Below are 20,530 nucleotides of genomic sequence, written 5' to 3' on the forward strand. Positions count from 1 at the left end.
GGAAAGCCACAATAAACGTGACGCATAACGGTATTTCACCGTGCGCATATTCGGATACTTGTGGGATAAACTTATAGCATGTGTGGAATCGTAGGATATGTAGGTCTGGACACTGCTCCGGACGGTAACAAGTTTGACCACAACGCATACGATGTGGTCCTCGAAGGTCTGCGCCGTCAGGAATACCGCGGCTATGACTCTGCTGGCGTGGCACTCGTGTGCCCCGACGGTATCGTATTCCGTAAGAAGGCAGGCAAGCTCCTGAACCTCGAGAACGAGGTTAAGGAACACCCCCTGCCGGAAACCCAGATTGGTATCGGTCACACCCGTTGGGCAACCCACGGTGGACCCACCGACAATAACGCTCACCCCCACGTTGTCGACAACGGCCGCCTCGCCGTCGTACACAACGGTATTATCGAAAACTTCGCAGAACTGCGTGCCGAACTGCTCGCCGAAGGCGTAGAGTTCGCATCTCAGACCGACACCGAGGTAGCTGCAGCAACCATCGCAAGCATCTACAACAAGCTCGGTACCGGTGACCTCACCGAGGCAGTACGCGTCGCATCCAACCGCCTCGAAGGTGCATTCACCATCCTGGCTATCCACGCCGACCACCCGGACCGCGTCGTGGCAACCCGCCGCAACTCCCCGCTGGTCATCGGCCTGGGCGAGAACGAGAACTTCCTCGGCTCTGACGTCTCCGCGTTCATTGACTACACCAAGGAAGCCGTCGAGATGGGTCAGGACCAGATCGTGACCATCACCGGCACCGACTACTCCATCATTGACTTCGAAGGTAACCCCGCAGAGGGCAAGCCCTTCCACATCGAATGGGACGCAGCAGCAGCTGAAAAGGGCGGCTTCAACTCCTTCATGGAGAAGGAAATCCACGAGCAGCCCGCAGCCGTCGAGCAGACCCTCATGGGCCGCCTCGACGAAAACGGCAACCTCACCCTCGACGAACTGAACATTGACGACTCGGTGCTGCGCTCGATTGACAAGATCATCGTTGTTGCATGTGGTACCGCAGCATACGCAGGCCAGGTGGCACGCTACGCCATCGAGCACTGGTGCCGCATCCCCACCGAGGTTGAGCTCGCACACGAGTTCCGCTACCGCGACCCCATCGTGAACGAGAAGACCCTCATCGTGGCACTCTCGCAGTCCGGCGAAACCATGGACACCCTGATGGCAGTGCGCCACGCACGCGAACAGGGCGCAAAGGTTATCTCCATCTGCAACACCCACGGCTCGACCCTGCCCCGCGAATCCGACGCTGCGCTGTACACCCACGCAGGCCCCGAAATCGCAGTGGCATCCACCAAGGCATTCCTGGCACAGATCACCGCAGCATACCTGCTCGGCCTGTACCTGGCACAGTTGCGCGGCAACAAGTACAAGGACGAAATTGCTTCGATCCTTGCCGAGCTGCAGAACATGCCCGCAAAGATCCAGAAGGTCCTCGACAACGACACCCAGGTCAAGGAACTGGGCGTCGAAATGAAGGATGCCTCCTCCGTGATCTTCCTCGGCCGCCACGTGGGCTTCCCCGTCGCAATGGAAGGCGCACTCAAGCTCAAGGAAATCACCTACATCCACGCTGAAGGCTTCGCAGCAGGCGAGCTCAAGCACGGCCCCATCGCACTGATCGATGAAGGCCAGCCGGTCATCGTAGTGGTTCCCTCCGCAAACGGTCGCGACTCCCTGCACGGCAAGGTCGTCTCCAACATCCAGGAAGTGCGCGCTCGCGGCGCCTTCACCATCGTCATCGCCGAGGAAGGCGACGAGGCCGTCAAGCCCTACGCAGACCGCCTCATCACCGTCCCGGCATGCCCCTCGCTGCTGCAGCCCCTGCTGGCAACTGTGCCCCTGCAGATCTTCGCATGCGCACTGGCAGAAGCTAAGGGCCTGGACGTTGACCAGCCGCGTAACCTCGCAAAGTCCGTGACCGTGGAGTAATCCTCTGGAGTAATCCTCGGAAATCGCCTCAGCGATAACGACAAGGGCGGTGGTTGAGTTCTTAGAGAACTTGACCACCGCCCTTGTCGTTTAACCTGGTGGTTATTCGTGGATGACCCAACAAAAATAGACGCTGTGAAACAGATATCAACTATGCGTCATATTTGCCGCTATCCCATCTAAAAGAAACGAATCTCGCTAGACTTAAAACAAGAGAAACCGCAAACAGGACGCGGCACCACCCCTAGCCCAGAAGGTGAAGCTCATGATCATGGGAATCGGCGTAGATACCGTCAACATCGAACGATTCGAACGAATCGTCGCCGAAACACCAGCCTTCGTCCGCCGCGTCTTCACCCCCAACGAACGTACCCGGAATGTACGCTCCCAAGCCGTACGATTTGCCGCCAAAGAAGCCGTCGCAAAAGTACTCGGAGCACCCGCCGGACTCAACTGGCAAGACTGCGAAGTCGCCACCGCCGAAAGCGGCCAACCCTACCTCATCATTCAGGGCACCATCGCCCGCCGTGCTAAAGAACTCGGCATCAACCGCATCCACCTCTCGCTGACCCACGATGAACCCATCGCCATCGCCATCGCAACCGCCGAATACCTCAGCGATGCAGAACTGGCGCACCTGCAAAAGTTCAACCCCGAAAGCTACCGACTCAGCGTCATCACCGGCGACGACACCGACGAAAACTAACGCCACCGACGATTAAAACGCAGAGCCACATCAACACCACCCCCGGTGACCCCCCTAAGGCCCGCACGGTGCCACCCAAGGAGACAGCAATGAAGCTCATCTACACTGCTTCCCAGGTACGCGAAGCAGAAAAGCCCTACATTGAAGCCGCCGACTACGACGGCTACCTCATGCAACGCGCCGCAGACGCCGTTGCAGCCGAAGCGCAGGAGCTGCTCCACGGCAAAGACAAAGCAAAAATCCTGCTGCTCATCGGCCCGGGCAACAATGGTGCAGACACCATCTACGCCGGCGCCCGCCTCAGCGCCAAGGGGCACAGCGTTGATGCAGTCATCTTCGACTCCAGCGAAAAGAACCTCGAACTCATCGCCCGCGAAGGCGGCGAAGGCACCCGCGTGCTTGACCCCGAACACGCCCTCGAACAGCTTGCCGGCTACGACCTGACCATCGACGGCATCCTGGGTACCGGCTCCAGCGGTGCCGTACGCGGTAGCGCCGGTGAATACCTGGGCGTACTCCGCGCCGCGCAGCTCGACGGTAAGCTCGGCGCAGTCCTCGCCGTCGACACCCCCTCCGGAGTCGACAACAACCGCGGAACCGTGCATGAACCCTCCCTGCGCGCCGACCGCACCGTCACCTTCATCGGTCACAAGCTGCCGGCAGGCACCAGCCACAGCGTCCACTCCGGAGACATCAAACTCTACGACCTGGGCGTGCCCGAAGCCCTCGACGCCCACAAGCCCGCCCTGCGTGTTCTCGACCGCGAAGACTACCGCGAACTCATCGAAATCCCCGACGAGCACTCCCACAAGTACACTCGCGGCGTACTCGGCATGCTCACTGGAAGCCTCGAATACCCCGGCGCAGCCCTCATGAGTGTGCGTGCTGCCCTCAACACCGGCGTTGGTATGGTTCGCTTCGGTGCCAACTCCCACGAGCTCCGCCAGCTCATGATCGCCCACAACCCCGAAACCGTCTACTTCAGCGGCGCACCCGCCCTGCAGAGGGTCACCGTCTGGGCCGGCGGCTCCGGCTCCAGCTACGACTCGCTGGACAAGAACCGCTACCTGCTCAACTCGCCCGAACCCGCCATCCTCGACGCGGGCGCCTGCGACCTGGCGGCAGAATACCTGGCAACCGGCAAGCCCCTCGGCTCCCACAAGATCCTCACTCCGCATGCCGCAGAGCTCGAACGCTTCCTGCGTATCGTGCACGAGCTCGCCCCCGAAACCTGGAAGAAGCACCTGGGTGACGCCATCGTACCCAGCCGCAAGGATATCGACGCAGAACCCTTCCGCTGGGTACGCGCCGCCTCCGAACTTTCCGGCGCCACCGTGATGCTCAAGGGTGGCTACACGCTCATTGCTGCACCCAACGGCGCCACCTACAGCGTCGCCGGAGGAAGCCCCTGGCTCGCCACCGCAGGCAGCGGCGACACCCTCACCGGCATCTACGGCGCCCTGCTCGCCCAAACCGTAGCCGCCTTCGACGCCCGCGGAGAAGCCCTAGAAGGCTGCACCTTCGCCTCCATCGGCGCGCTCGCAGTCTACCTGCACGGTGAAGCAGCACGCGCCAGCGCCACCGGAAGCGTCAAGGACGCTCTGCCCGGCCCGGCACCCGCAACCCGCGTCGCGCAGATGCTCCCCGAAGTCATTGCGCGACTCATCGCCGAATAGGGGAGAGGCGCCCAGTACGCCTCCAATCTATCGCTCTCAAGAGACAAACTAGAGCGTCTCTCAAAGAACTAGGCAAAAGGCACATAGAAGGGGCGTGAATCCACCGGAAACGGATTCACGCCCCTTCAACGCGCTTATATCAATGTACGATACCGAGCTGCCTGTGCCGGGACAGCATCATAAAAACCGGCATACGCACCAGCGGGAGAAACCCCAACTCTTCTTAGTACGCGCCTTCCTTAGCGAAAACCGCACGGACAGTACGCAGAAGAATAATAAGGTCACCGGTAAGCGACCAGTTCTCAACATAGTAGAGATCCAGACGAACCGACTCTTCCCAGGAGAGATCACTACGACCCGAAACCTGCCACAGACCGGTAATACCCGGCTTCACCAGCAAGCGGCGGTACGCAATGTCCTCGTACTGCTCAACTTCCTCAACCAGCGGAGGGCGCGGACCCACCAGCGACATATCGCCAATGAACACGTTCCACAGCTGAGGCAGCTCATCAATCGAGTACTTACGAATGAACTTACCAATGGGGGTAATACGCGGGTCGTCCTTCATCTTGAAGAGCACGCCGTTACCCTCGTTCTGCTCCATGAGGCGCTTCTTGACCTCTTCAGCGTCAGTACGCATCGAACGGAACTTCACCATCTTGAAAAGCTCACCGTTCAGACCCACACGACTCTGCAGGAAGAAGACCGGGCCACCATCACGCTTCACCAGCAGTGCCACCACCAGGAATAGCGGAGAGAGCAGAATCAAACCCAGACCCGAAGACACAACATCCACGGTGCGCTTGAAGAACGCCGACAGGCCGGTAATACGCGGAGTCGACACGTGCACCAGCGGCAGACCGTTCAACGGCTGCATGTGCATACGCGGACCAGCAATATCGGTCGTCGCAGGAGCCATAATCAGCGAAATATGCGCATCAGCCAGCTTCCAACCCAGCAGGCGAACCTGATCCGGGCTCAAGTGGTGACCATTCGTAACAGCAACCATGTGAATATCGTTCTCGCGGATAGCATCCATAATGTCAGCCGGAGAAGTGCTGTAACCAAGCACCGGAATCGGTGCTCCAGCAACAGTGGTACCCGGGGTGAAACCGGGCAGATAGAACGCAGCGGGGGACAGGCCGGAAGCGAGCACGCCCTCCAGGTTCTTATACAGGTGCTGACCGGTCGTCACATCAGAAATAATCATGACGCGAGTGAGCGCACGACCGCGGGTACGCGAACGCACCAGACCCTGACGAATCAGCCAACGCTCAACGAGCAGAAGGAACAGACCCAGCGGGTAAGCAATCAACAAGTACATGCGGGTGACGTCAACCTTGAGGAAGAACGCCAGAATAATCAGCAGGCAGAAGAAGTAAGTAGTACCGCGAGTAATCAGGCGATACTCCTCGTTGCCGAAACCCATGATGCGCAGGCTACGGGAGCCGTTCACCTGGAGGATAAACCACCAGCCGACGACCATACCGACGCCCAGGAAAATGTAATCAATAGCGGGAATACGACCATCCAGGGCGTTAATAGGCCAAACGTTTACATAGGGCAGGTCAGCATTCTCCCACCCGAAACGAATCAGATGCGCAGCGATAACCGCAATAGCAATGGCGAGAAAATCGCCAAAGTAAAGGGCACGCTGAACCTTGGGATGCCAGCTTCGCTTGACGACGAAGTCTGAACCCCACATTTTTTTAAGACGATCTTGTACTTTCAACGGTGTAATCTTCCCCGGAAATTTGTCCTGTGTCGTGGACTGAGAGCGGCGAATAGGCACATTTACCCCTAATTATCGGTGAATAGGGAATCGTGTCCTAGTCAGTGTTCTGAATGAATGAGTGAACCAGTAATCTTGCTGAGTGAATAGTGGCAGAGACTACGGTAAAGGCGCTGGTAAGGCGCCTAGTGGAACGCTATATGAAGCTAAAGAGCGCATAAACGTGTTCCGTAAACTATTCTACGGGGTCGGGGGTCTTGTGGCGCGAAGAATGAAGGCACAAAGCCTCTTGGGTGTGATGAAATCAATCACAGACAAAGAAGGAAAAAAGGGCCTTCGGGAAGAATGCCTAGTGGAGCTAAGAAACCCCAAAACCATCGGCATGTTTCACGCACCTGCAGGAAAATAACCGACAAATAAAAGACAAACCCCGAAGACCCCACACCCTAAACGCAGGGTGCACAAGAGACATTAAGGACGCTCAAGCCCCGCACGATCCAAAATAAAATCAATCATCGGCTCATAACGACGCGGCGGAACGTTATCGTCCATCGGCACGCACACCGGCAGGTCCCCCTGCTCAGCCGCCACAAACAGACCCGGATCATTACAATCCGCAATACCAATCGTCAGCAACTTACAGGTCGAGGAAGCATAACCAGCCATACCGTGATCCGAAACCACCAGATCCGGAGTCACACCGCGCGCCTTCAACTGATCCAGTGCGATGCGCATCGGGCCGGGGAAATGCGTATGCTGCAGATTACCGTACTGCTCAAACATCACGACATCCATAATCTGACGGACATCGCCGTCCAGGAAGCGCTCGCCCTCCTCAATCTGGAGAACCTCAGCACCGGCAGCCTTCGCAGCCGCAGCCATCACCGCATAGATGGGGAACAGACCCGCCGGGTGACCGGTCGCAAACAAAATACGAGAACTCGCACGCACCGCCTCACCGAAGATGCGGGCGTATTCCTCCAGAGCGCTGATGCACTGCTCAGCACCAATAGTGTCCTGACCGTGAGTATGCGAACGATCCGGGTTCAGACCCGCGCGGCGAACCATCACCTCAAACACCGAATCGTAATCCCATTCGCGGGTCCACTGCACACCAAACTCAAGGTGCTCATTACCATCCAGGAAACCCTGAATATGGTCCAGGTTATTCTCTCGGGCGGTTGCCACCTCGCCGGTAATACGCACAGAATCCAGGTACGCGGCGAACTCATCGCGGCTCATCGAGAAAGACATTAAAACTCCTCACAACGTGAAAAATACATTACTGCGAGATACCCTCACGTACCTCGGCATAAGCTTCCAGGGTCTTACGCGCCGTCTGCTCCCAACCCATCGTGCGGGCACGCGCCGCGGCGTTCGCACCCAACGAATGACGCAGATACGGGGCACGCACCAGACGCTCAATAGCTGCAGCCCAACGCTGCGGAGTACGAGGCGCCACCAGCAGGCCCGTACGGTGGTTCTCCACCGCAAAGCGCAGACCGTCAGCATCCGTAGCGAGCACCGCCGCGCCGCACGCCTGCGCCTCCAGAGCCACCAACCCGAACGTCTCAGACGACGACGGGGACGCCACGATATCGGCAGCACGGAAAATATTCGCCAACTCAGATGCCGGAACCGGATCCTTCAAATGCACCCGATCTGCCACACCCAGCTCAGCTGCACGCTGCAACAGGCGGCGCTCATAATCCGAATCGGAACGACCAATAATGTCCACATCCACCTGCAGATCGGAGGGGAGCAGCGCGAGCGCCTCCACCAGCAGATGCGGGCCCTTCAACGGCTGAGGCCTACCGGCAAACACAATGCGGCAACGAGTCTCCGAGGTGTCATTGAGCGGATGCACGCCAGGAATCGTATGGAAAATCGAGGTGTCAACACCCGGCGGGATAGTGGCAAGCTTCTGCGCGTCCGTACCGTAATACTCGCCCATCTGCTGCGCCTCCAGGGGAGTATTCACAATCACCCGGCTCGCGGAGCTACTCATCAGGCGCTCGGCGGCATAGCGCTCCTCGGGTTCGGGCGCCTCACCTTCGCCGCGGCGCGCATCCTTGGCAGCAGCCGTCGTATGTGGAGTAAAAAGAACAGGAACCGGGAAGCCAACGCCCTGAGCCGACCACAGCTCGGATGCACGAGCCGCAGCCTGACCCGACAGCCAATAGTGGGCGTGAATAATATCCGGGGTGTACAGTGCCTGCTCGACGCACGCCTGCGCAAAATCATCGGTGACCGCAGCCAGCTCATTCTTCGAAAGACCACGGGCGGAGGGCAGATCAAGACTGTGGCGCACAAGGCGCTCGCCGGGCTGAGGAGGCTGACGGAACGGCGAATCGGTCGGAAGCGCCTCACCGCGATCCAGGGTGAAAACCTCAACCCGCAGCTCCGGATCCAGTTCCAGCATGGCATGCACCGACCGGGCAATATAGACGTTCATGCCGCCTGCATCTCCGCTACCGGGCTGCGCAAAAGGGTCGGTGTGCATGGAATACACGTGAACCGTCCGAACCGGCGGCAGAGTGCTCATCGATGCTTTCCTCTCTCAAAGGTGTACCTTACCTAGTGTAGCGCGATAGGACTTTCGCACACCGGGAGGTCTAGAATTTAGTAGAAGAGAGGCTGTCCAAGCGCAGCCTGTAGTACCCGCCGTCAGAAGGACCGTGAAGGACCATGACTCACCCTCAGCAGCCTGCCGAACCGCTCTACTGCCCGCCCTGCACTCCCGGCCAGGTGGAACGTAGCGCCACGATTGACCTTGACGCGCTGGAACATAACGTGCGCCGCCTCAAGGAACTCATTGGTGACCGCATGCTCATTGCCGTGATTAAGGCGGATGCGTACGGTCACGGCGCGTACCCGGTGGCACGTTCAGCTATTGCTGCCGGTGCCGACCTGCTGGGCGTGGTGCACGTGAACGAGGCCCTGGAACTGCGTGCTGACGGTATTGACGCGCCGCTCATGGCGTGGCTGCACACCCCCTCCACCGACTTTGATGCGGCACTGCAGGAGAAGATTCGTCTGGGCGTTTCCGGCTGGGACCTGGAGGCGGTAGCCGCCGCCGCTGAACGCACCGGCGAGCGCGCTATCGTGCATCTGAAGGCTGATACCGGTCTGGGTCGTAACGGCGCCACCGCGGCGGATTGGCCTGCGCTGGTCGCTCGTGCCGCTTCTCTCGAGGAGTCCGGTCTGATTACGGTTGAAGGTATTTTTAGCCACCTGGCGGTTGCTGATGAGCCGACCCGCGCCGAGACTGCGCAGCAGCTCGACACCCTGGATACTTTTGTGGCTCAGGCTCGTGAGGCTGGCCTGGCCCCGAAGATCGTGCATTTGGCGAACTCGCCTGCGACCCTGACCGCCTCGCTGGAGGGCTGGGACACGGAGGAGCGTCTGCTCGGTGACGGCGTGCGTTGCGGTTTGGCTCTCTACGGTCTTTCCCCGCTGCCGGAGGTGACCGCTGAGGACCTGGGGTTGAGGCCCGTCATGACGGTGAGCAGCTACATTGCCGCCGTGAAGGAAGTTCCTGCAGGTCAGGGCGTTTCCTACGGTCTGCGCTACCACACTCCCAAAGCAACCACCCTGGCGCTGGTGCCGCTCGGCTACGCTGACGGCGTGCCGCGCATTGCGGAGAACGCGCCGGTGCGCATCTACCCGGGCGCGCAGAACGCGGAGAACGGCTCCGTGCCTAACAATACGGAAGGTAAGACCTACCGCGTGGTCGGCCGCATCGCCATGGACCAGATGGTCGTTGACCTGGGCGAACCCGGCCTGAGCGACCCCGCCCTGGGCTACCTGGGTGCGCCCGCCATCCTTTTTGGTGCCGGTGAGAACCCGCCCGTGGAAGAGTGGGCGGATGCCGCGCAGACCATTAACTACGAAATCGTGACCCGCATTTCGTCCCGCGTGGAGCGCCTCTACGTTGGCGGCTCCTGGGTTGAAGCTGAGCTGAACGAGCTGTGGGGTACCGGGCAGGAGCAGGAGGGCTAATGAGCGCTGAGTACATTTCTGCCGCACTCGATCTGGATGTGACCGGCCCCGACCATACCCGCCGCCTGGCGCTCACCCTGGCGCAGCACCTGAACGCCGGGGACGTACTGTTGCTCTCGGGCGAGCTTGGTGCGGGTAAGACCACGTTCACCCGCTCCCTGGGTGAAGGCCTGGGCGTGCGCGAAGGCGTTATCTCACCGACCTTCGTGCTCTCGCGCGTGCACCCGAACCTGCCGGACGGCCCCCGCCCCGGCGGCCCCGACCTGGTGCACGTGGACGCCTACCGCCTCTCCAGCGCCGAAGAGCTCGACGACCTGGATCTGGAGTTCTCCCTGCCGCGCTCTGTGACCGTCATTGAGTGGGGCCGCGATAAAGCTGAGCACCTGAGCGATTCCCGCCTGGAGCTGGACTTCACCCGCCTGACCGGCGCGGATGCACGCTTCGCCTACTCGGGCGCCGAAGAGTTCAGCTGGGACGACGAAGACGAGGACGAAAGCGACGAGGACGCGGACACCCCCGAACCTCGCCTGCTGCGGGTGCGCGCCTTCGGCCCCCGCTGGGAGCACGCTTTTGACGCCCTGAAAGAGGCCCTGCAGAGCGCCTAGAGCCCGCGCGTTAGAATGATAGGGTGCTAGTACTTGCCCTTGATTCATCCGCCACCGCATCTGTGGCGCTCGCCCGTGTGCACGGCTCCGAAGCCGGTGCGTCCTTCGAAATCCTTGCCCACTACGAGAGTGAAGATACCCGCTCCCACGCCGAGGTGATGGGCCCCTACGCGCAGGCGGCCCTGCAGGACGCTGGCGTGCGCGGCGAAGATTTGGATGCGATTCTGACCGGTACCGGTCCGGGACCTTTTACGGGTCTTCGCGCCGGTATCGTTACTGCGCGCGCTCTGGGTTTTGCCTGGTCGGTGCCGGTGTACGGCATGATGAGCCTGACCGCCCTGGCTGAGCGTGCTGTGTCTGGCGTGGTTGCCGGGGAAAGTGCTGAGGGTACTGCCGGGGAAGAGAATGCAGAACGAGCGTTCGCTTCTGCTGAAGGTTTTGAGCCCGCAGAAGGTGCCGAGCTGCTCGTACTCTCCGACGCGCGCCGCCGCGAAGTCTACTCAGCACGCTACCGCGTGGAGACCGACGGCTACACCCTGGTGGACGGCCCGAACGTATGCCCCGCCTCCGAAATTCTGCCCGGTGAAGGCCCCTCCTACGCCTACGGTTACGGTGCCGGCCTGTACTCCGAGACCCTCGAAGAGCACGGCTGGACCATTGTCGATTCTGCCCGCGAGGTGCACCCGCACGCCGAGTACCTGGTCGCCGCCGCGGCACGCCTGGGCGTAGAGAACCTGAGCGAGGACACCTCCGCCCAGTACCTGCGCGACTCGGACGCGAAGGTCCCCGCCGCAATGCTCGCCCGCCAGCAGAAGCAGGCGGCACAGGCTGCCGGTCAGGCCACTGCACAGACTGTCGCGCAGAAGGAAAGCTAAATGAGCGCTGCTGAAAACTCTGAAAATATCGTGCGAGACGACCTAGCTCTGGGCGCTCGCCTGCGCGTTGCCGAACTCGCGGACGTGCAGGCTATGCACCGCATGGAAACCACCCTGTTCCCCGCCGACGCCTGGCACATCGACATGTTCCTTGAGGAACTGACCCACCCGACCCGCACCTACTACATGCTGGAACTGCCCGCAGAAGGTTCGGAAGATAACGAAGGCGGCTGGCGCGCTATCGGCTACTGCGGAACCATGGTCGTAGCCGACACCGCCGACGTTCAAACCATCGGCGTGCTCCCCGAGTACGAGGGCCACGGCTTCGGTCGCGCCATGCTTGAGCAGATGCACGAGCGTGCCCGCGAGCAGGGTGCCGAGCGCATCCTGCTGGAGGTGCGTGCCGACAACCCGCGCGCCCAGCGTCTCTACGAACGCAACGGCTACCGTGCGATTCACGTACGCCGCGGCTACTACGATGACGGAACCGACGCCATCATTATGGAATGCACGTTCTAAATAATCCGTTGAACTAAACGGCAATCCCCGCGATAGAGGCGAGTATCCGCCACCCTCTACGCCGCTGCATCCCTATATCACTGCATCCTTCCATTACTGCAACTAGAAGCACTACGCGCAGACAGCGCAACAGAAAGATAGACTATGAGCACTCGCGAACCCCTCGTTCTGGGCATCGAATCCTCCTGCGATGAGACCGGTATCGGCATTGTGCGCGGTGCACAGCTGCTCAGCAACACCATCTCCTCCTCCATGGAAGAGCACGTGCGCTTTGGCGGCGTGATCCCCGAAATCGCCTCCCGCGCCCACCTGGACGCCATGATCCCCGCCCTCAAAGCGGCACTCGCCGAAGCGGACATCACTCTCGATCAGGTGGATGCTATTGCCGTCACCGCCGGCCCCGGCCTGGCGGGCGCACTCATGGTGGGTGTCTCCGCGGCGAAGGCGCTCGCTATTGCCACCGGCAAGCCCCTCTACGGCATTAACCACCTGGTCGCACACGTTGGCGTTGGCCTGCTGGAGGACAACGGCACCGAAGACGGCTCCGACCTGCTGGCGAATGCCGGATCCGGTGGCCTGGGTGCGCTACTAGTCTCTGGCGGTCATACCGAAATCCTGCAGGTGCGCGATATTACCTCCGATGTGCGTCTGCTCGGCGCGACCCTCGACGATGCCGCAGGCGAGGCCTACGACAAGGTCGCCCGACTGCTCGGCCTGGACTACCCGGGCGGCCCCGCGATTGATCTCGCCGCCGCCGAGGGTAACCGCAACGCCTTCGTGTTCCCGCGCGGCCTGTCGAACCGCAAGTTCATGGGCACCGCCGAGGAGCCCGGCGCACACCGCTACGATTTCTCCTTCTCCGGCCTGAAGACCGCCGTGGCGCGCGTGATCGAAAGCTTTGAAGCAGCCGGTGAAGAGGTCCCGGTTGCCGATATTGCCGCGTCCTTCCAGGAGGCGGTCGTGGACGTTATCACCAAGAAGGCGATGCTCGCCTGCCGAGAGCAGGGCATGAAGACCCTGCTGCTCGGCGGTGGCGTGGCGGCTAACTCGCGCCTGCGTGAGCTGCTTGCCGCCCGATGCGCCTCCGAGGGGGTGCGCCTGATTATCCCGAAGTTCACCCTGTGCACCGATAACGGCGCGATGGTTGCGGCGCTGGGTGCCCGCCTGGTCGCTGCCGGTCGTGAGCCCTCGGGTGTGGACTTCACGACGGATTCCTCGCTGCCGGTGACCACGGTCTGTTTCTAAACGGGCTGCCTCTGAAATAGCTACTTCCGCAGGGATTATGAGCGCGAGCCCGTTGATGCGGCTCGCCTCGAAAATACTCATAGAAATGCCTCGGCACAGTCTCACAAAGGACTGCGCCGAGGCATTTTCTGTATTCAAACTTTAGCTGGGGGCGGCTCTAACGCAGCGCTCGCGCACGAGACTGCGCGGCAACATCCAGCGCCACCTCACGCAGAGAGCCGGTCTTCTCAAAGACCGCACGCTGACGATCCGCACCCGTACCCTCGGCGAGGATGCGGCGTACCTGCGCCAGCTCTACCTCGCAGTCAAGGTCGCGTGCCACCGGCTCCAGCTTGGGCAGAAGCAGCTCAAAATCTTCACGCAGGGTACGCTGCACCGGCTCGTTAGAGACCACGATCTTAGCCTCCAGGCCGTAGCGGGCGACGCGCCACTTATTCTCCTGAGCGTGCCAGGGGGCGAGCACCTCAACGCTTTCACCCGCCTCAATGCGGCGGGAGAAGTACTCCACCAGGCACTGCGTGAACGCCACGATTGCCGCAACATCCGGCAGGGACGCGAGGCCATCGCAATAGCGCATCTCAATAGTGCCGTAACGCGGAACCGGGCGAACATCCCAACGGTCCTCGCTCGGGTCGTTGATCACGTCGGTCGCCACGAGTGACTCCAGGTACTCGCTGTACTGCTCCCAGGTGTCAAAGTGGAAGGGCAGGCCGTTCGTGGGCAGCTGCTGGTAAAGCTGGGTGCGGTGCGAAGCGTAACCGGTATCGACTCCATCCCAGTACGGGGAAGAGCACGAAAGCGCCAGCAGATGCGGTCCGTAGTTGGTCAGCGCGTCAATAAGCGGCAGAACCTTATCGCGGGAGTCAACGCCCACGTGTACGTGCACACCGTAAATGACCATGTGGCGGCCCCAATACTGGGCGCGCTCGACCACGCGCTGGTAGCGTTCCTTCGCCACAACCGGCTGGTCAGCCCAGTGGGAGAAGGGGTGAGTGCCGGCGGGGTAGAACTCAATGCCCAGGTCATCGGTGATGTCGCGCAGAGTATCCGTTAAATCCTGCAGCTGACGGCACGCCTCAGCGACGGTGCGGCAGATGCCGGTCACCACCTCGACGGTGTTCTCCAGGAACTCGCCGGTCACATGCGCCCGGTCGGAGGCGGGCTCGAGCAGTTCGGGGTGGCGTTCGCGCAGGATGGATAGCACCTCGCTGGCGCGCTGGGTCAGTGCGCCGCTTTCACGGTCGATGAGCGCAATCTCCCATTCCACGCCGAGAGTGGACTGCGGGGAGGTAGCAAAGTCGATCATATTGCCTTTCCTGCGTCTGGAAATAGGGTCGTGCATGGTGCCGACTGTGGAAGTTATTATCGGTGGGCTCTGCCCGGCTGTGCGCTAGCCGGTGAGAGCTAGCTCCTTGGGGGAGTACCTCTACTAAGCACCGTATCTAGTGTACGGTCTTGCGGTGCCCGGTGCTCTGTCGAGTGCAGAATCCGGAACGGGAAACGTCATGAATCGTCACGAACGGTAACCCGTCCTCGGGTCTGGGCAGTCGGGTCTGGGCCGTCAGTGCTGGGTAGTTAGGGATGGGTGGCCGGGGCTGGCGAGGTTAGAGTGGGCGCACATGCCAGCCGATGCGGCGTGAATCCCTACCCGAACCGATGCGGGTAAAGACCAGCGTCGCCGGACGGTACGAGGGCTCCTGCACACCCGAAGAAGAATTAGCGTTCTTTTTCTGTTTCTTCTTGGAAGGCTTAGAACCCGCAGAACCCAGCAGACGCGCACGCAATTGCTCCGGAACAATATCCACGCCACGCTTCTTAATCGTCAGCGCCGTAAAGCCCTGCTCGCGCACCCAACGCTTCAGCTGCTTCTCCTGCAGGGGAATCTCCTCCAGCACCTCGTAGCAGGCAACCAGCGGATGCTCCACCGGCTCGGCAGAACATAGGTACGCCAGGTGCTCATCCAGCAGATGCGCGCCAATACTCTGCGCAAACTCAGCGACCAGATGCGAGCGCACAATCGCCGGGGCAGGCTCCAGCAGGTAATCACCGGGCTGCGGTAGGGACACCGGAACTTCAGCGCTCTGCTGCGCCTCTTCCGCCGTCAAGGGGCTACGGAAGCTCACCGTCTCGTAATGCGGCAGCAGAGCACTGGTTTCGGCGGAGCCTCCGGTGGAACCTTCGTTGGGGGTAGTCTCTTCCGCAGGCAGCTCGCGCGCAGGGGTTTCATGCACAGAGGTTGCCGTGCGAGCCACCCCCTCCTGAGCTAGCGCGTTAAACCAGAGCACCAACTCGGCGAGGGAACCCTCCGATTGGATCCACTCCGCCTCAACGCGCGGGTTGGGGTTTGCCTCCGACGCAATATCTCCGGGCGCGGGAATGCCCTCATGCGGAAAACCGGGACCCAACTTCACGCCCATCGGCACCCCAGTGCGTGCCAGATTCAGCACGAACGAGAACGGGGGAGAGAACGCCTCCGGATCAAAAAGACGCTCCGTCTGAGCCTTCTTAGCACCGCGCAACTCGCGGCGTGCCGGGTCCATCCACACAATGCCCACCGGCTCACCGGCAGCGTCCAGAAGTTCACCGTGCACATAATCGGTCACATCCCCCGAATACACGCGCGCCTGCGGGCAAAACTCAAGGTTCTTCGCCGCAAAAGAAGCCGTCAACGGGTCCAACTCCACCGCAACCACGGCACCGCGATCGGCCGCATACACGGCAGAATCCGACGCGATACCGCAACCCAAATCAGCCACCGTGCCGGCAACCGGGCGCAGACGCTGAGTACGATAGTGCGCAATCACCGGGCGGGTCGCCTGTTCCGCCGCCTCCTGAGTCAGCATGAGCGTGCGGGTGCGCTCGCCGAACTTGGCGCGCGCACGGGTACGAGCCTGCGCCAGCGAAATAATCTGTGCAGACTCCTCGGGGCTAAAACCTCGCGAACGCAAAGAAGTAACGGCGCTGAGCGTATCTGAACCCAGCGGGTAGAGCTCGTCGGCTGCCGCGAGTGCTTCGGCGCTGAACGGAAGCTCGGCGGCGGGTGTAAAAGGGGATGCGGGAATAGGCATGCTCCTCATTTTACGGGGTGCCGGTTTTGAGAGGTGGGGAGCCCGATTTGCCCAGCTTTTTGCTCAGCGTTCGCCTTGCGGTGAAACACCCCGGCAGAGGGGTGCTTTTCTTGACCGAAAGCACAGGTGAAACTAGAGTTGAGGTAGCACTCGAGACAGTCATCGGGCGCGCCACTGCGCCGCTGTCTCGCATCAAACGTAAATCCACAACCCGGAGGAACCGATTATGGCTATCAAGCCCCTGGAAGACCGCGTCGTTATCAAGATCGAGCAGGCTGAGCAGACCACCGCATCCGGTCTGGTCATCCCCGAAACTGCGAAGGAAAAGCCGCAGGAAGCACGCGTTGTCGCCGTTGGCCCGGGCCGCGTGGATGAGAAGGGCAACCGCATTCCCGTAGACATCAAGGAAGGCGACGTTGTCGTGTTCTCCCGCTACGGTGGCACCGAGGTCAAGTACCAGGGCGAAGAGTACCTGATTCTCTCCGCGCGCGACGTTCTGGCAATCGTCGACTAATACTTTCAGATGCTCATGCGCCGTACCGCTCATCCGGTACGGCGCATGAGCTATCATCTGCCCCTTAAAAATTTCCTTTCTGTGACGCACTAGGAGTAGCGAACACATGGCTAAGCAGCTTGAATTCAACGATGCCGCCCGCAAGTCCCTGCAGGCTGGCGTCGATAAGCTGGCAAACGCGGTCAAGGTAACCCTCGGCCCGCGCGGGCGCAACGTTGTGCTCGACAAGCAGTGGGGTGCACCCGTCATCACCAACGACGGCGTGTCCATTGCTCGCGAAATTGAACTGGACGACCCGTACGAAAATCTGGGCGCCCAGCTGGCGAAGGAAGTCGCCACCAAGACCAACGACGTAGCCGGTGACGGCACCACCACCGCAACCGTGCTCGCACAGGCACTGGTCAACGAGGGCCTGCGCAATGTTACCAGCGGCGCGGCACCCGCCGACGTCAAGCGCGGCATTGAGGCTGCTGTGGAGGCTGTTTCCGCACGCCTGCTCGAGAACGCACGCCCCGTGCAGGGCCCCGAGGTGGCGCACGTTGCCGCTATCTCCGCCCAGTCCGAGCAGATCGGTGAGCTGCTGGCTCGCGCCTTCGAGAAGGTCGGCCAGGACGGCGTCATCACCATCGAAGACGGCTCCTCCACCGAAATCGAACTGGACATCACCGAAGGTATGCAGTTCGACAAAGGCTACCTCTCGCCCTCCTTCGTCACCGACGCTGAGCGCGGCGAAGCAGTGCTGGAGAACAGCCTCGTGCTGCTCTACCAGGGCAAGATTTCCACCATCGCAGAAATCATGCCCGTGCTCGAGAAGATCGTTCAGGCGAAGAAGCCGCTGACCATCATCGCAGAAGACGTTGACGGTGAGGCGCTCTCCGCACTGGTCGTGAACAAGCTGCGCGGCACCATCAATGTGGTCGCTCTGAAGGCTCCCGGTTTCGGTGACCGCCGCAAGGCAATCATGCAGGATTTGGCAATTCTGACCGGCGGCACCGTCGTGACCGGTGAGCTCGGCATTGACCTGCCGCAGGTCACCCTGGAGCACCTGGGCTCGGCACGCCGCGTGACCGTCACCAAGTCCCACACCACCATCGTGGACGGTGGCGGCGACCCCGAGGCAATCGAGGACCGCGTGCAGCAGCTGCGCCGTGAAATTGAGCGTGTGGATTCCGAATGGGACCGCGAGAAGCTCAAGGAGCGCCTGGCTAAGCTCGCCGGTGGCGTGGGCGTCATCAAGGTCGGTGCCGCAACCGAGGTTGAGGCGAAGGAACGCAAGCACCGCATCGAGGATGCTGTGTCCTCCACCCGTGCAGCCCTGGAAGAGGGCATCGTCTCCGGTGGCGGTTCCGCACTGGTTCACGCGCTGAAGGCACTGGACGGCATGGACCTGGGCAACCACGACGCAAACGTGGGTGTACAGATTGTTCGCCGTGCCCTGGTTCAGCCGCTGCGCTGGATCGCTGAGAACGCGGGCGAAGACGGCTACGTCATCGTCTCCAAGGTCTCCGAGCTGCCCGTGGGCCACGGCTTCAACGCCAAGACCGGCGAGTACGTGGACCTCATCGAAGCCGGCGTGATTGACCCGGTGAAGGTGACCCGTTCGGCTCTGCAGAACGCATCCTCCATCGCGGCTCTGGTGCTGACCACCGAGACCCTGGTGGTTGAGAAGCCCGAAGAAACTGAAGAAGCCTAAATAGTGTGTGTGCCCGGTGCCGCCCCTCCACCATGGAGGCGGTACCGGGCACTCGCTGTCGGTAGGCTCGGATGCGCTCGCGTTCGCGGGGGCGTTAGAACCTGCCGACAGCCTCCCGCTGAGGAATGCTTACTCTGAGTGCTTCTCAGCAAAGAAACCTCTAGCGGTTTACTATAGAAGGTAAGCTGCTCCCGTTTGCGCTCAAACCACCTTGTGGGGTGCGAGCAGACGGGTCGTACCGCATCTTGACATACGCAACGTATAGGCTGAGCTTCTCACCGATGAAGCCAGCATCCGAAAGGTAGACAATGACCATTCCCACCGCTCTGTCCGAGGATCCCTTCGGCTTCACCGGCCTGACCTACGATGACGTGCTGCTGCTGCCCGGCAACACCGACGTCATCCCCTCCGATGCGGACACCTCCACCCGCCTGTCCAAGCGCATCACCCTGAACACCCCCATTATTTCCGCGGCAATGGACACCGTGACCGACTCCGCTATGGCAATCGCTATGGCACGTCTGGGCGGTATGGGCGTTATCCACCGCAACCTCTCCATCGAGGATCAGGCTGCACACGTTGACCGCGTGAAGCGCTCCGAGTCCGGCATGATCATTAACCCCGTCACCATCGGCGCTGACGCAACCATCGCCGAGTACGATGAGGTCTGCGGCTACTACAAGGTCTCCGGTCTGCCCGTCGTCAGCGAAGAGGGCGTGTTGGAAGGCATCATCACCAACCGCGATATCCGCTACATCTCCCGCTCCGACTACGACGGCATTCGCGTTCGCGACATCATGACCCCCATGCCGCTGGTCACCGCACACCCCAGCGTCACCAAGGACGAAGCATTCGCGCTGCTGTCCCACAACAAGATTGAGCGTCTGCCCCTGGTCGACGACGCAGGCAAGCTCGCCGGTCTGATTACCCTCAAGGACTTCGTCAAGACTGAGCAGTACCCCAACGCCACCAAGGACGAGGACGGCCGCCTGCGTGCCGGCGCCGCTATCGGCTTCTTCGGTGACGGCTACGAGCGCGCAATGACCCTGGTCGAGGCTGGCGTCGACGCACTGTTCGTGGACACCGCAAACGGTCACTCCCAGGGCGTGCTCGACATGATTGCCCGCCTGAAGAAGGACCCCGCCGCAGCACACGTGGACGTCATCGGTGGCCAGGCTGCAACCCGCCTGGGCGCACAGGCTATCATCGACGCTGGCGCTGACGGCGTGAAGGTTGGCGTTGGCCCCGGCTCCATCTGCACCACCCGCATCATCGCCGGTGTTGGTGTTCCCCAGGTGACCGCTATCAACGAGTCCGCTAAGGCAGCTATCCCGGCAGGTGTGCCGCTGATTGCTGACGGCGGTATGCAGCACTCCGGCGAGATTGGCAAGGCACTGGTTGCCGGCGCTGACTCCGTGATGCTCGGCTCCCTGCTTGCCGGCACCACCGAGTCCCCCGGTGAGCTGATCTTCATGAACGGTAAGCAGTACAAGGCATACCGCGGCATGGGTTCGCTCGGCGCGATGCAGACTCGTGGCCGTCACAAGTCCTTCTCCAAGGACCGCTACTTCCAGGCTGACGTCTCCAGCGAAGAGAAGCTGATCCCCGAGGGTATTGAGGGTCAGGTTCCCTTCCGCGGCCCGCTCTCCGCAGTGATTCACCAGCTCGAAGGTGGCCTGCGCCAGACCATGTTCTACGTCGGTTCCCGCACCATCGAGGAGCTTAAGTACAAGGGTCAGTTCGTGCGCATCACCCCCGCAGGTCTGAAGGAATCGCACCCGCACGACATCATGATGACCGTTGAGGCACCGAACTACCGCCGCTAAAACGCCTCACCAACGATGATTCGCCGCATGGTGTGCACACCATGCGCCGTTGAGCCCGCCCCATACCCGTTCAGGTATCGGGCGGGCATCGGCGCGAATAACGCCCA

General features: G+C 61.2%; 16 protein-coding genes. 11 read left to right on the plus strand and 5 right to left on the minus strand.

Features of this window, described 5'->3' with window-relative positions; translation table 11 throughout:
• Positions 1 to 78 precede the first annotated feature (78 nt).
• From glmS to HMPREF2845_RS02465, 3 genes are all read left to right on the plus strand, one after another.
• Positions 79 to 1,962, plus strand: coding sequence for a glutamine--fructose-6-phosphate transaminase (isomerizing) (gene glmS / locus HMPREF2845_RS02455; RefSeq protein ID WP_070633789.1), 1,884 nt, complete (start codon positions 79 to 81; stop codon positions 1,960 to 1,962).
• Positions 1,963 to 2,227: 265 nt separating this feature from the next.
• Entirely contained in the window at positions 2,228 to 2,668 is a 441-nt protein-coding gene (locus HMPREF2845_RS02460; protein ID WP_049341794.1) for a holo-ACP synthase, read from the plus strand.
• Between the two features lie 89 nt (positions 2,669 to 2,757).
• Positions 2,758 to 4,344, plus strand: a complete 1,587-nt coding sequence (locus HMPREF2845_RS02465) for a bifunctional ADP-dependent NAD(P)H-hydrate dehydratase/NAD(P)H-hydrate epimerase (RefSeq protein WP_070633790.1) — start codon at positions 2,758 to 2,760, stop codon at positions 4,342 to 4,344.
• A gap of 223 nt (positions 4,345 to 4,567) precedes the next feature.
• On the opposite strand, the gene HMPREF2845_RS02470 is transcribed toward HMPREF2845_RS02465, so the two are convergent.
• The 3 genes from HMPREF2845_RS02470 to HMPREF2845_RS02485 all read right to left on the minus strand — a co-directional run bounded on the left by HMPREF2845_RS02470 (position 4,568) and on the right by HMPREF2845_RS02485 (position 8,621).
• Positions 4,568 to 6,049 carry a sugar transferase gene (locus tag HMPREF2845_RS02470; RefSeq protein ID WP_070633791.1) on the minus strand — a complete coding sequence of 494 codons (1,482 nt, stop codon included), beginning with the start codon at positions 6,047 to 6,049 and terminating at the stop codon, positions 4,568 to 4,570.
• Between the two features lie 498 nt (positions 6,050 to 6,547).
• Positions 6,548 to 7,330, minus strand: a complete 783-nt coding sequence (locus HMPREF2845_RS02480) for a phosphatase (RefSeq protein ID WP_070633793.1) — start codon at positions 7,328 to 7,330, stop codon at positions 6,548 to 6,550.
• Between the two features lie 28 nt (positions 7,331 to 7,358).
• A complete protein-coding gene (locus tag HMPREF2845_RS02485; protein ID WP_070633794.1) occupies positions 7,359 to 8,621 on the minus strand; it encodes a glycosyltransferase in 1,263 nt (420 codons plus the stop codon).
• A 143-nt stretch (positions 8,622 to 8,764) separates the two neighbouring features.
• Here HMPREF2845_RS02485 and alr point away from each other — a divergent pair, with 143 nt between their 5' ends.
• From alr to tsaD, 5 genes are all read left to right on the plus strand, one after another.
• On the plus strand, positions 8,765 to 10,078 hold the full coding sequence (alr, locus tag HMPREF2845_RS02490; RefSeq protein WP_070633795.1) for an alanine racemase: 1,314 nt from the start codon (positions 8,765 to 8,767) through the stop codon (positions 10,076 to 10,078).
• Complete coding sequence (gene tsaE, locus HMPREF2845_RS02495; protein WP_060824446.1) at positions 10,078 to 10,683, plus strand: tRNA (adenosine(37)-N6)-threonylcarbamoyltransferase complex ATPase subunit type 1 TsaE; 606 nt, start codon at positions 10,078 to 10,080, stop codon at positions 10,681 to 10,683. Before alr ends, tsaE begins: the two co-directional genes overlap by 1 nt.
• Positions 10,684 to 10,706: 23 nt before the next feature.
• Entirely contained in the window at positions 10,707 to 11,558 is an 852-nt protein-coding gene (tsaB, locus tag HMPREF2845_RS02500) for a tRNA (adenosine(37)-N6)-threonylcarbamoyltransferase complex dimerization subunit type 1 TsaB (protein ID WP_070633796.1), read from the plus strand.
• Positions 11,559 to 12,077, plus strand: coding sequence for a ribosomal protein S18-alanine N-acetyltransferase (gene rimI, locus HMPREF2845_RS02505; protein WP_070633797.1), 519 nt, complete (start codon positions 11,559 to 11,561; stop codon positions 12,075 to 12,077).
• 144 nt (positions 12,078 to 12,221) lie between these two features.
• Entirely contained in the window at positions 12,222 to 13,322 is a 1,101-nt protein-coding gene (gene tsaD, locus HMPREF2845_RS02510; protein ID WP_049356377.1) for a tRNA (adenosine(37)-N6)-threonylcarbamoyltransferase complex transferase subunit TsaD, read from the plus strand.
• 157 nt (positions 13,323 to 13,479) lie between these two features.
• Here the strand turns inward: tsaD and HMPREF2845_RS02515 are convergent, their stop codons facing one another.
• Together HMPREF2845_RS02515 and HMPREF2845_RS02520 are read right to left on the minus strand one after the other, a co-directional pair.
• Positions 13,480 to 14,628 (minus strand): glutamate--cysteine ligase, encoded by a 1,149-nt coding sequence (locus tag HMPREF2845_RS02515; RefSeq protein WP_070633798.1) that lies wholly within the window; start codon positions 14,626 to 14,628, stop codon positions 13,480 to 13,482.
• 298 nt (positions 14,629 to 14,926) lie between these two features.
• Entirely contained in the window at positions 14,927 to 16,390 is a 1,464-nt protein-coding gene (locus tag HMPREF2845_RS02520; protein ID WP_246824586.1) for a class I SAM-dependent methyltransferase, read from the minus strand.
• A gap of 226 nt (positions 16,391 to 16,616) precedes the next feature.
• Here HMPREF2845_RS02520 and groES point away from each other — a divergent pair, with 226 nt between their 5' ends.
• The 3 genes from groES (at position 16,617) to guaB (ending at position 20,423) form a co-directional block, all read left to right on the plus strand.
• Positions 16,617 to 16,904 (plus strand): co-chaperone GroES, encoded by a 288-nt coding sequence (groES, locus tag HMPREF2845_RS02525; protein ID WP_005505066.1) that lies wholly within the window; start codon positions 16,617 to 16,619, stop codon positions 16,902 to 16,904.
• 106 nt (positions 16,905 to 17,010) lie between these two features.
• Entirely contained in the window at positions 17,011 to 18,597 is a 1,587-nt protein-coding gene (groL, locus tag HMPREF2845_RS02530; RefSeq protein WP_049341811.1) for a chaperonin GroEL, read from the plus strand.
• 308 nt (positions 18,598 to 18,905) lie between these two features.
• On the plus strand, positions 18,906 to 20,423 hold the full coding sequence (gene guaB, locus HMPREF2845_RS02535) for an IMP dehydrogenase (RefSeq protein ID WP_049341812.1): 1,518 nt from the start codon (positions 18,906 to 18,908) through the stop codon (positions 20,421 to 20,423).
• Positions 20,424 to 20,530: the final 107 nt, after the last annotated feature.

This window comes from Rothia sp. HMSC065B04, assembly GCF_001812285.1.
Taxonomy (GTDB): Bacteria; Actinomycetota; Actinomycetes; order Actinomycetales; family Micrococcaceae; genus Rothia; species Rothia mucilaginosa.

Bases quoted from the DNA above. Each gene is read 5' to 3' on its own strand.
- glmS (WP_070633789.1), top strand. From the start codon at position 79: ATGTGTGGAATCGTAGGATATGTAGGTCTGGACACTGCTCCGGACGGT.
- HMPREF2845_RS02460 (WP_049341794.1), top strand. From the start codon at position 2,228: ATGATCATGGGAATCGGCGTAGATACCGTCAACATCGAACGATTCGAA.
- HMPREF2845_RS02465 (WP_070633790.1), top strand. From the start codon at position 2,758: ATGAAGCTCATCTACACTGCTTCCCAGGTACGCGAAGCAGAAAAGCCC.
- HMPREF2845_RS02470 (WP_070633791.1), bottom strand. From the start codon at position 6,049: ATGTGGGGTTCAGACTTCGTCGTCAAGCGAAGCTGGCATCCCAAGGTT.
- HMPREF2845_RS02480 (WP_070633793.1), bottom strand. From the start codon at position 7,330: ATGTCTTTCTCGATGAGCCGCGATGAGTTCGCCGCGTACCTGGATTCT.
- HMPREF2845_RS02485 (WP_070633794.1), bottom strand. From the start codon at position 8,621: ATGAGCACTCTGCCGCCGGTTCGGACGGTTCACGTGTATTCCATGCAC.
- alr (WP_070633795.1), top strand. From the start codon at position 8,765: ATGACTCACCCTCAGCAGCCTGCCGAACCGCTCTACTGCCCGCCCTGC.
- tsaE (WP_060824446.1), top strand. From the start codon at position 10,078: ATGAGCGCTGAGTACATTTCTGCCGCACTCGATCTGGATGTGACCGGC.
- rimI (WP_070633797.1), top strand. From the start codon at position 11,559: ATGAGCGCTGCTGAAAACTCTGAAAATATCGTGCGAGACGACCTAGCT.
- tsaD (WP_049356377.1), top strand. From the start codon at position 12,222: ATGAGCACTCGCGAACCCCTCGTTCTGGGCATCGAATCCTCCTGCGAT.
- HMPREF2845_RS02515 (WP_070633798.1), bottom strand. From the start codon at position 14,628: ATGATCGACTTTGCTACCTCCCCGCAGTCCACTCTCGGCGTGGAATGG.
- HMPREF2845_RS02520 (WP_246824586.1), bottom strand. From the start codon at position 16,390: ATGCCTATTCCCGCATCCCCTTTTACACCCGCCGCCGAGCTTCCGTTC.
- groES (WP_005505066.1), top strand. From the start codon at position 16,617: ATGGCTATCAAGCCCCTGGAAGACCGCGTCGTTATCAAGATCGAGCAG.
- groL (WP_049341811.1), top strand. From the start codon at position 17,011: ATGGCTAAGCAGCTTGAATTCAACGATGCCGCCCGCAAGTCCCTGCAG.
- guaB (WP_049341812.1), top strand. From the start codon at position 18,906: ATGACCATTCCCACCGCTCTGTCCGAGGATCCCTTCGGCTTCACCGGC.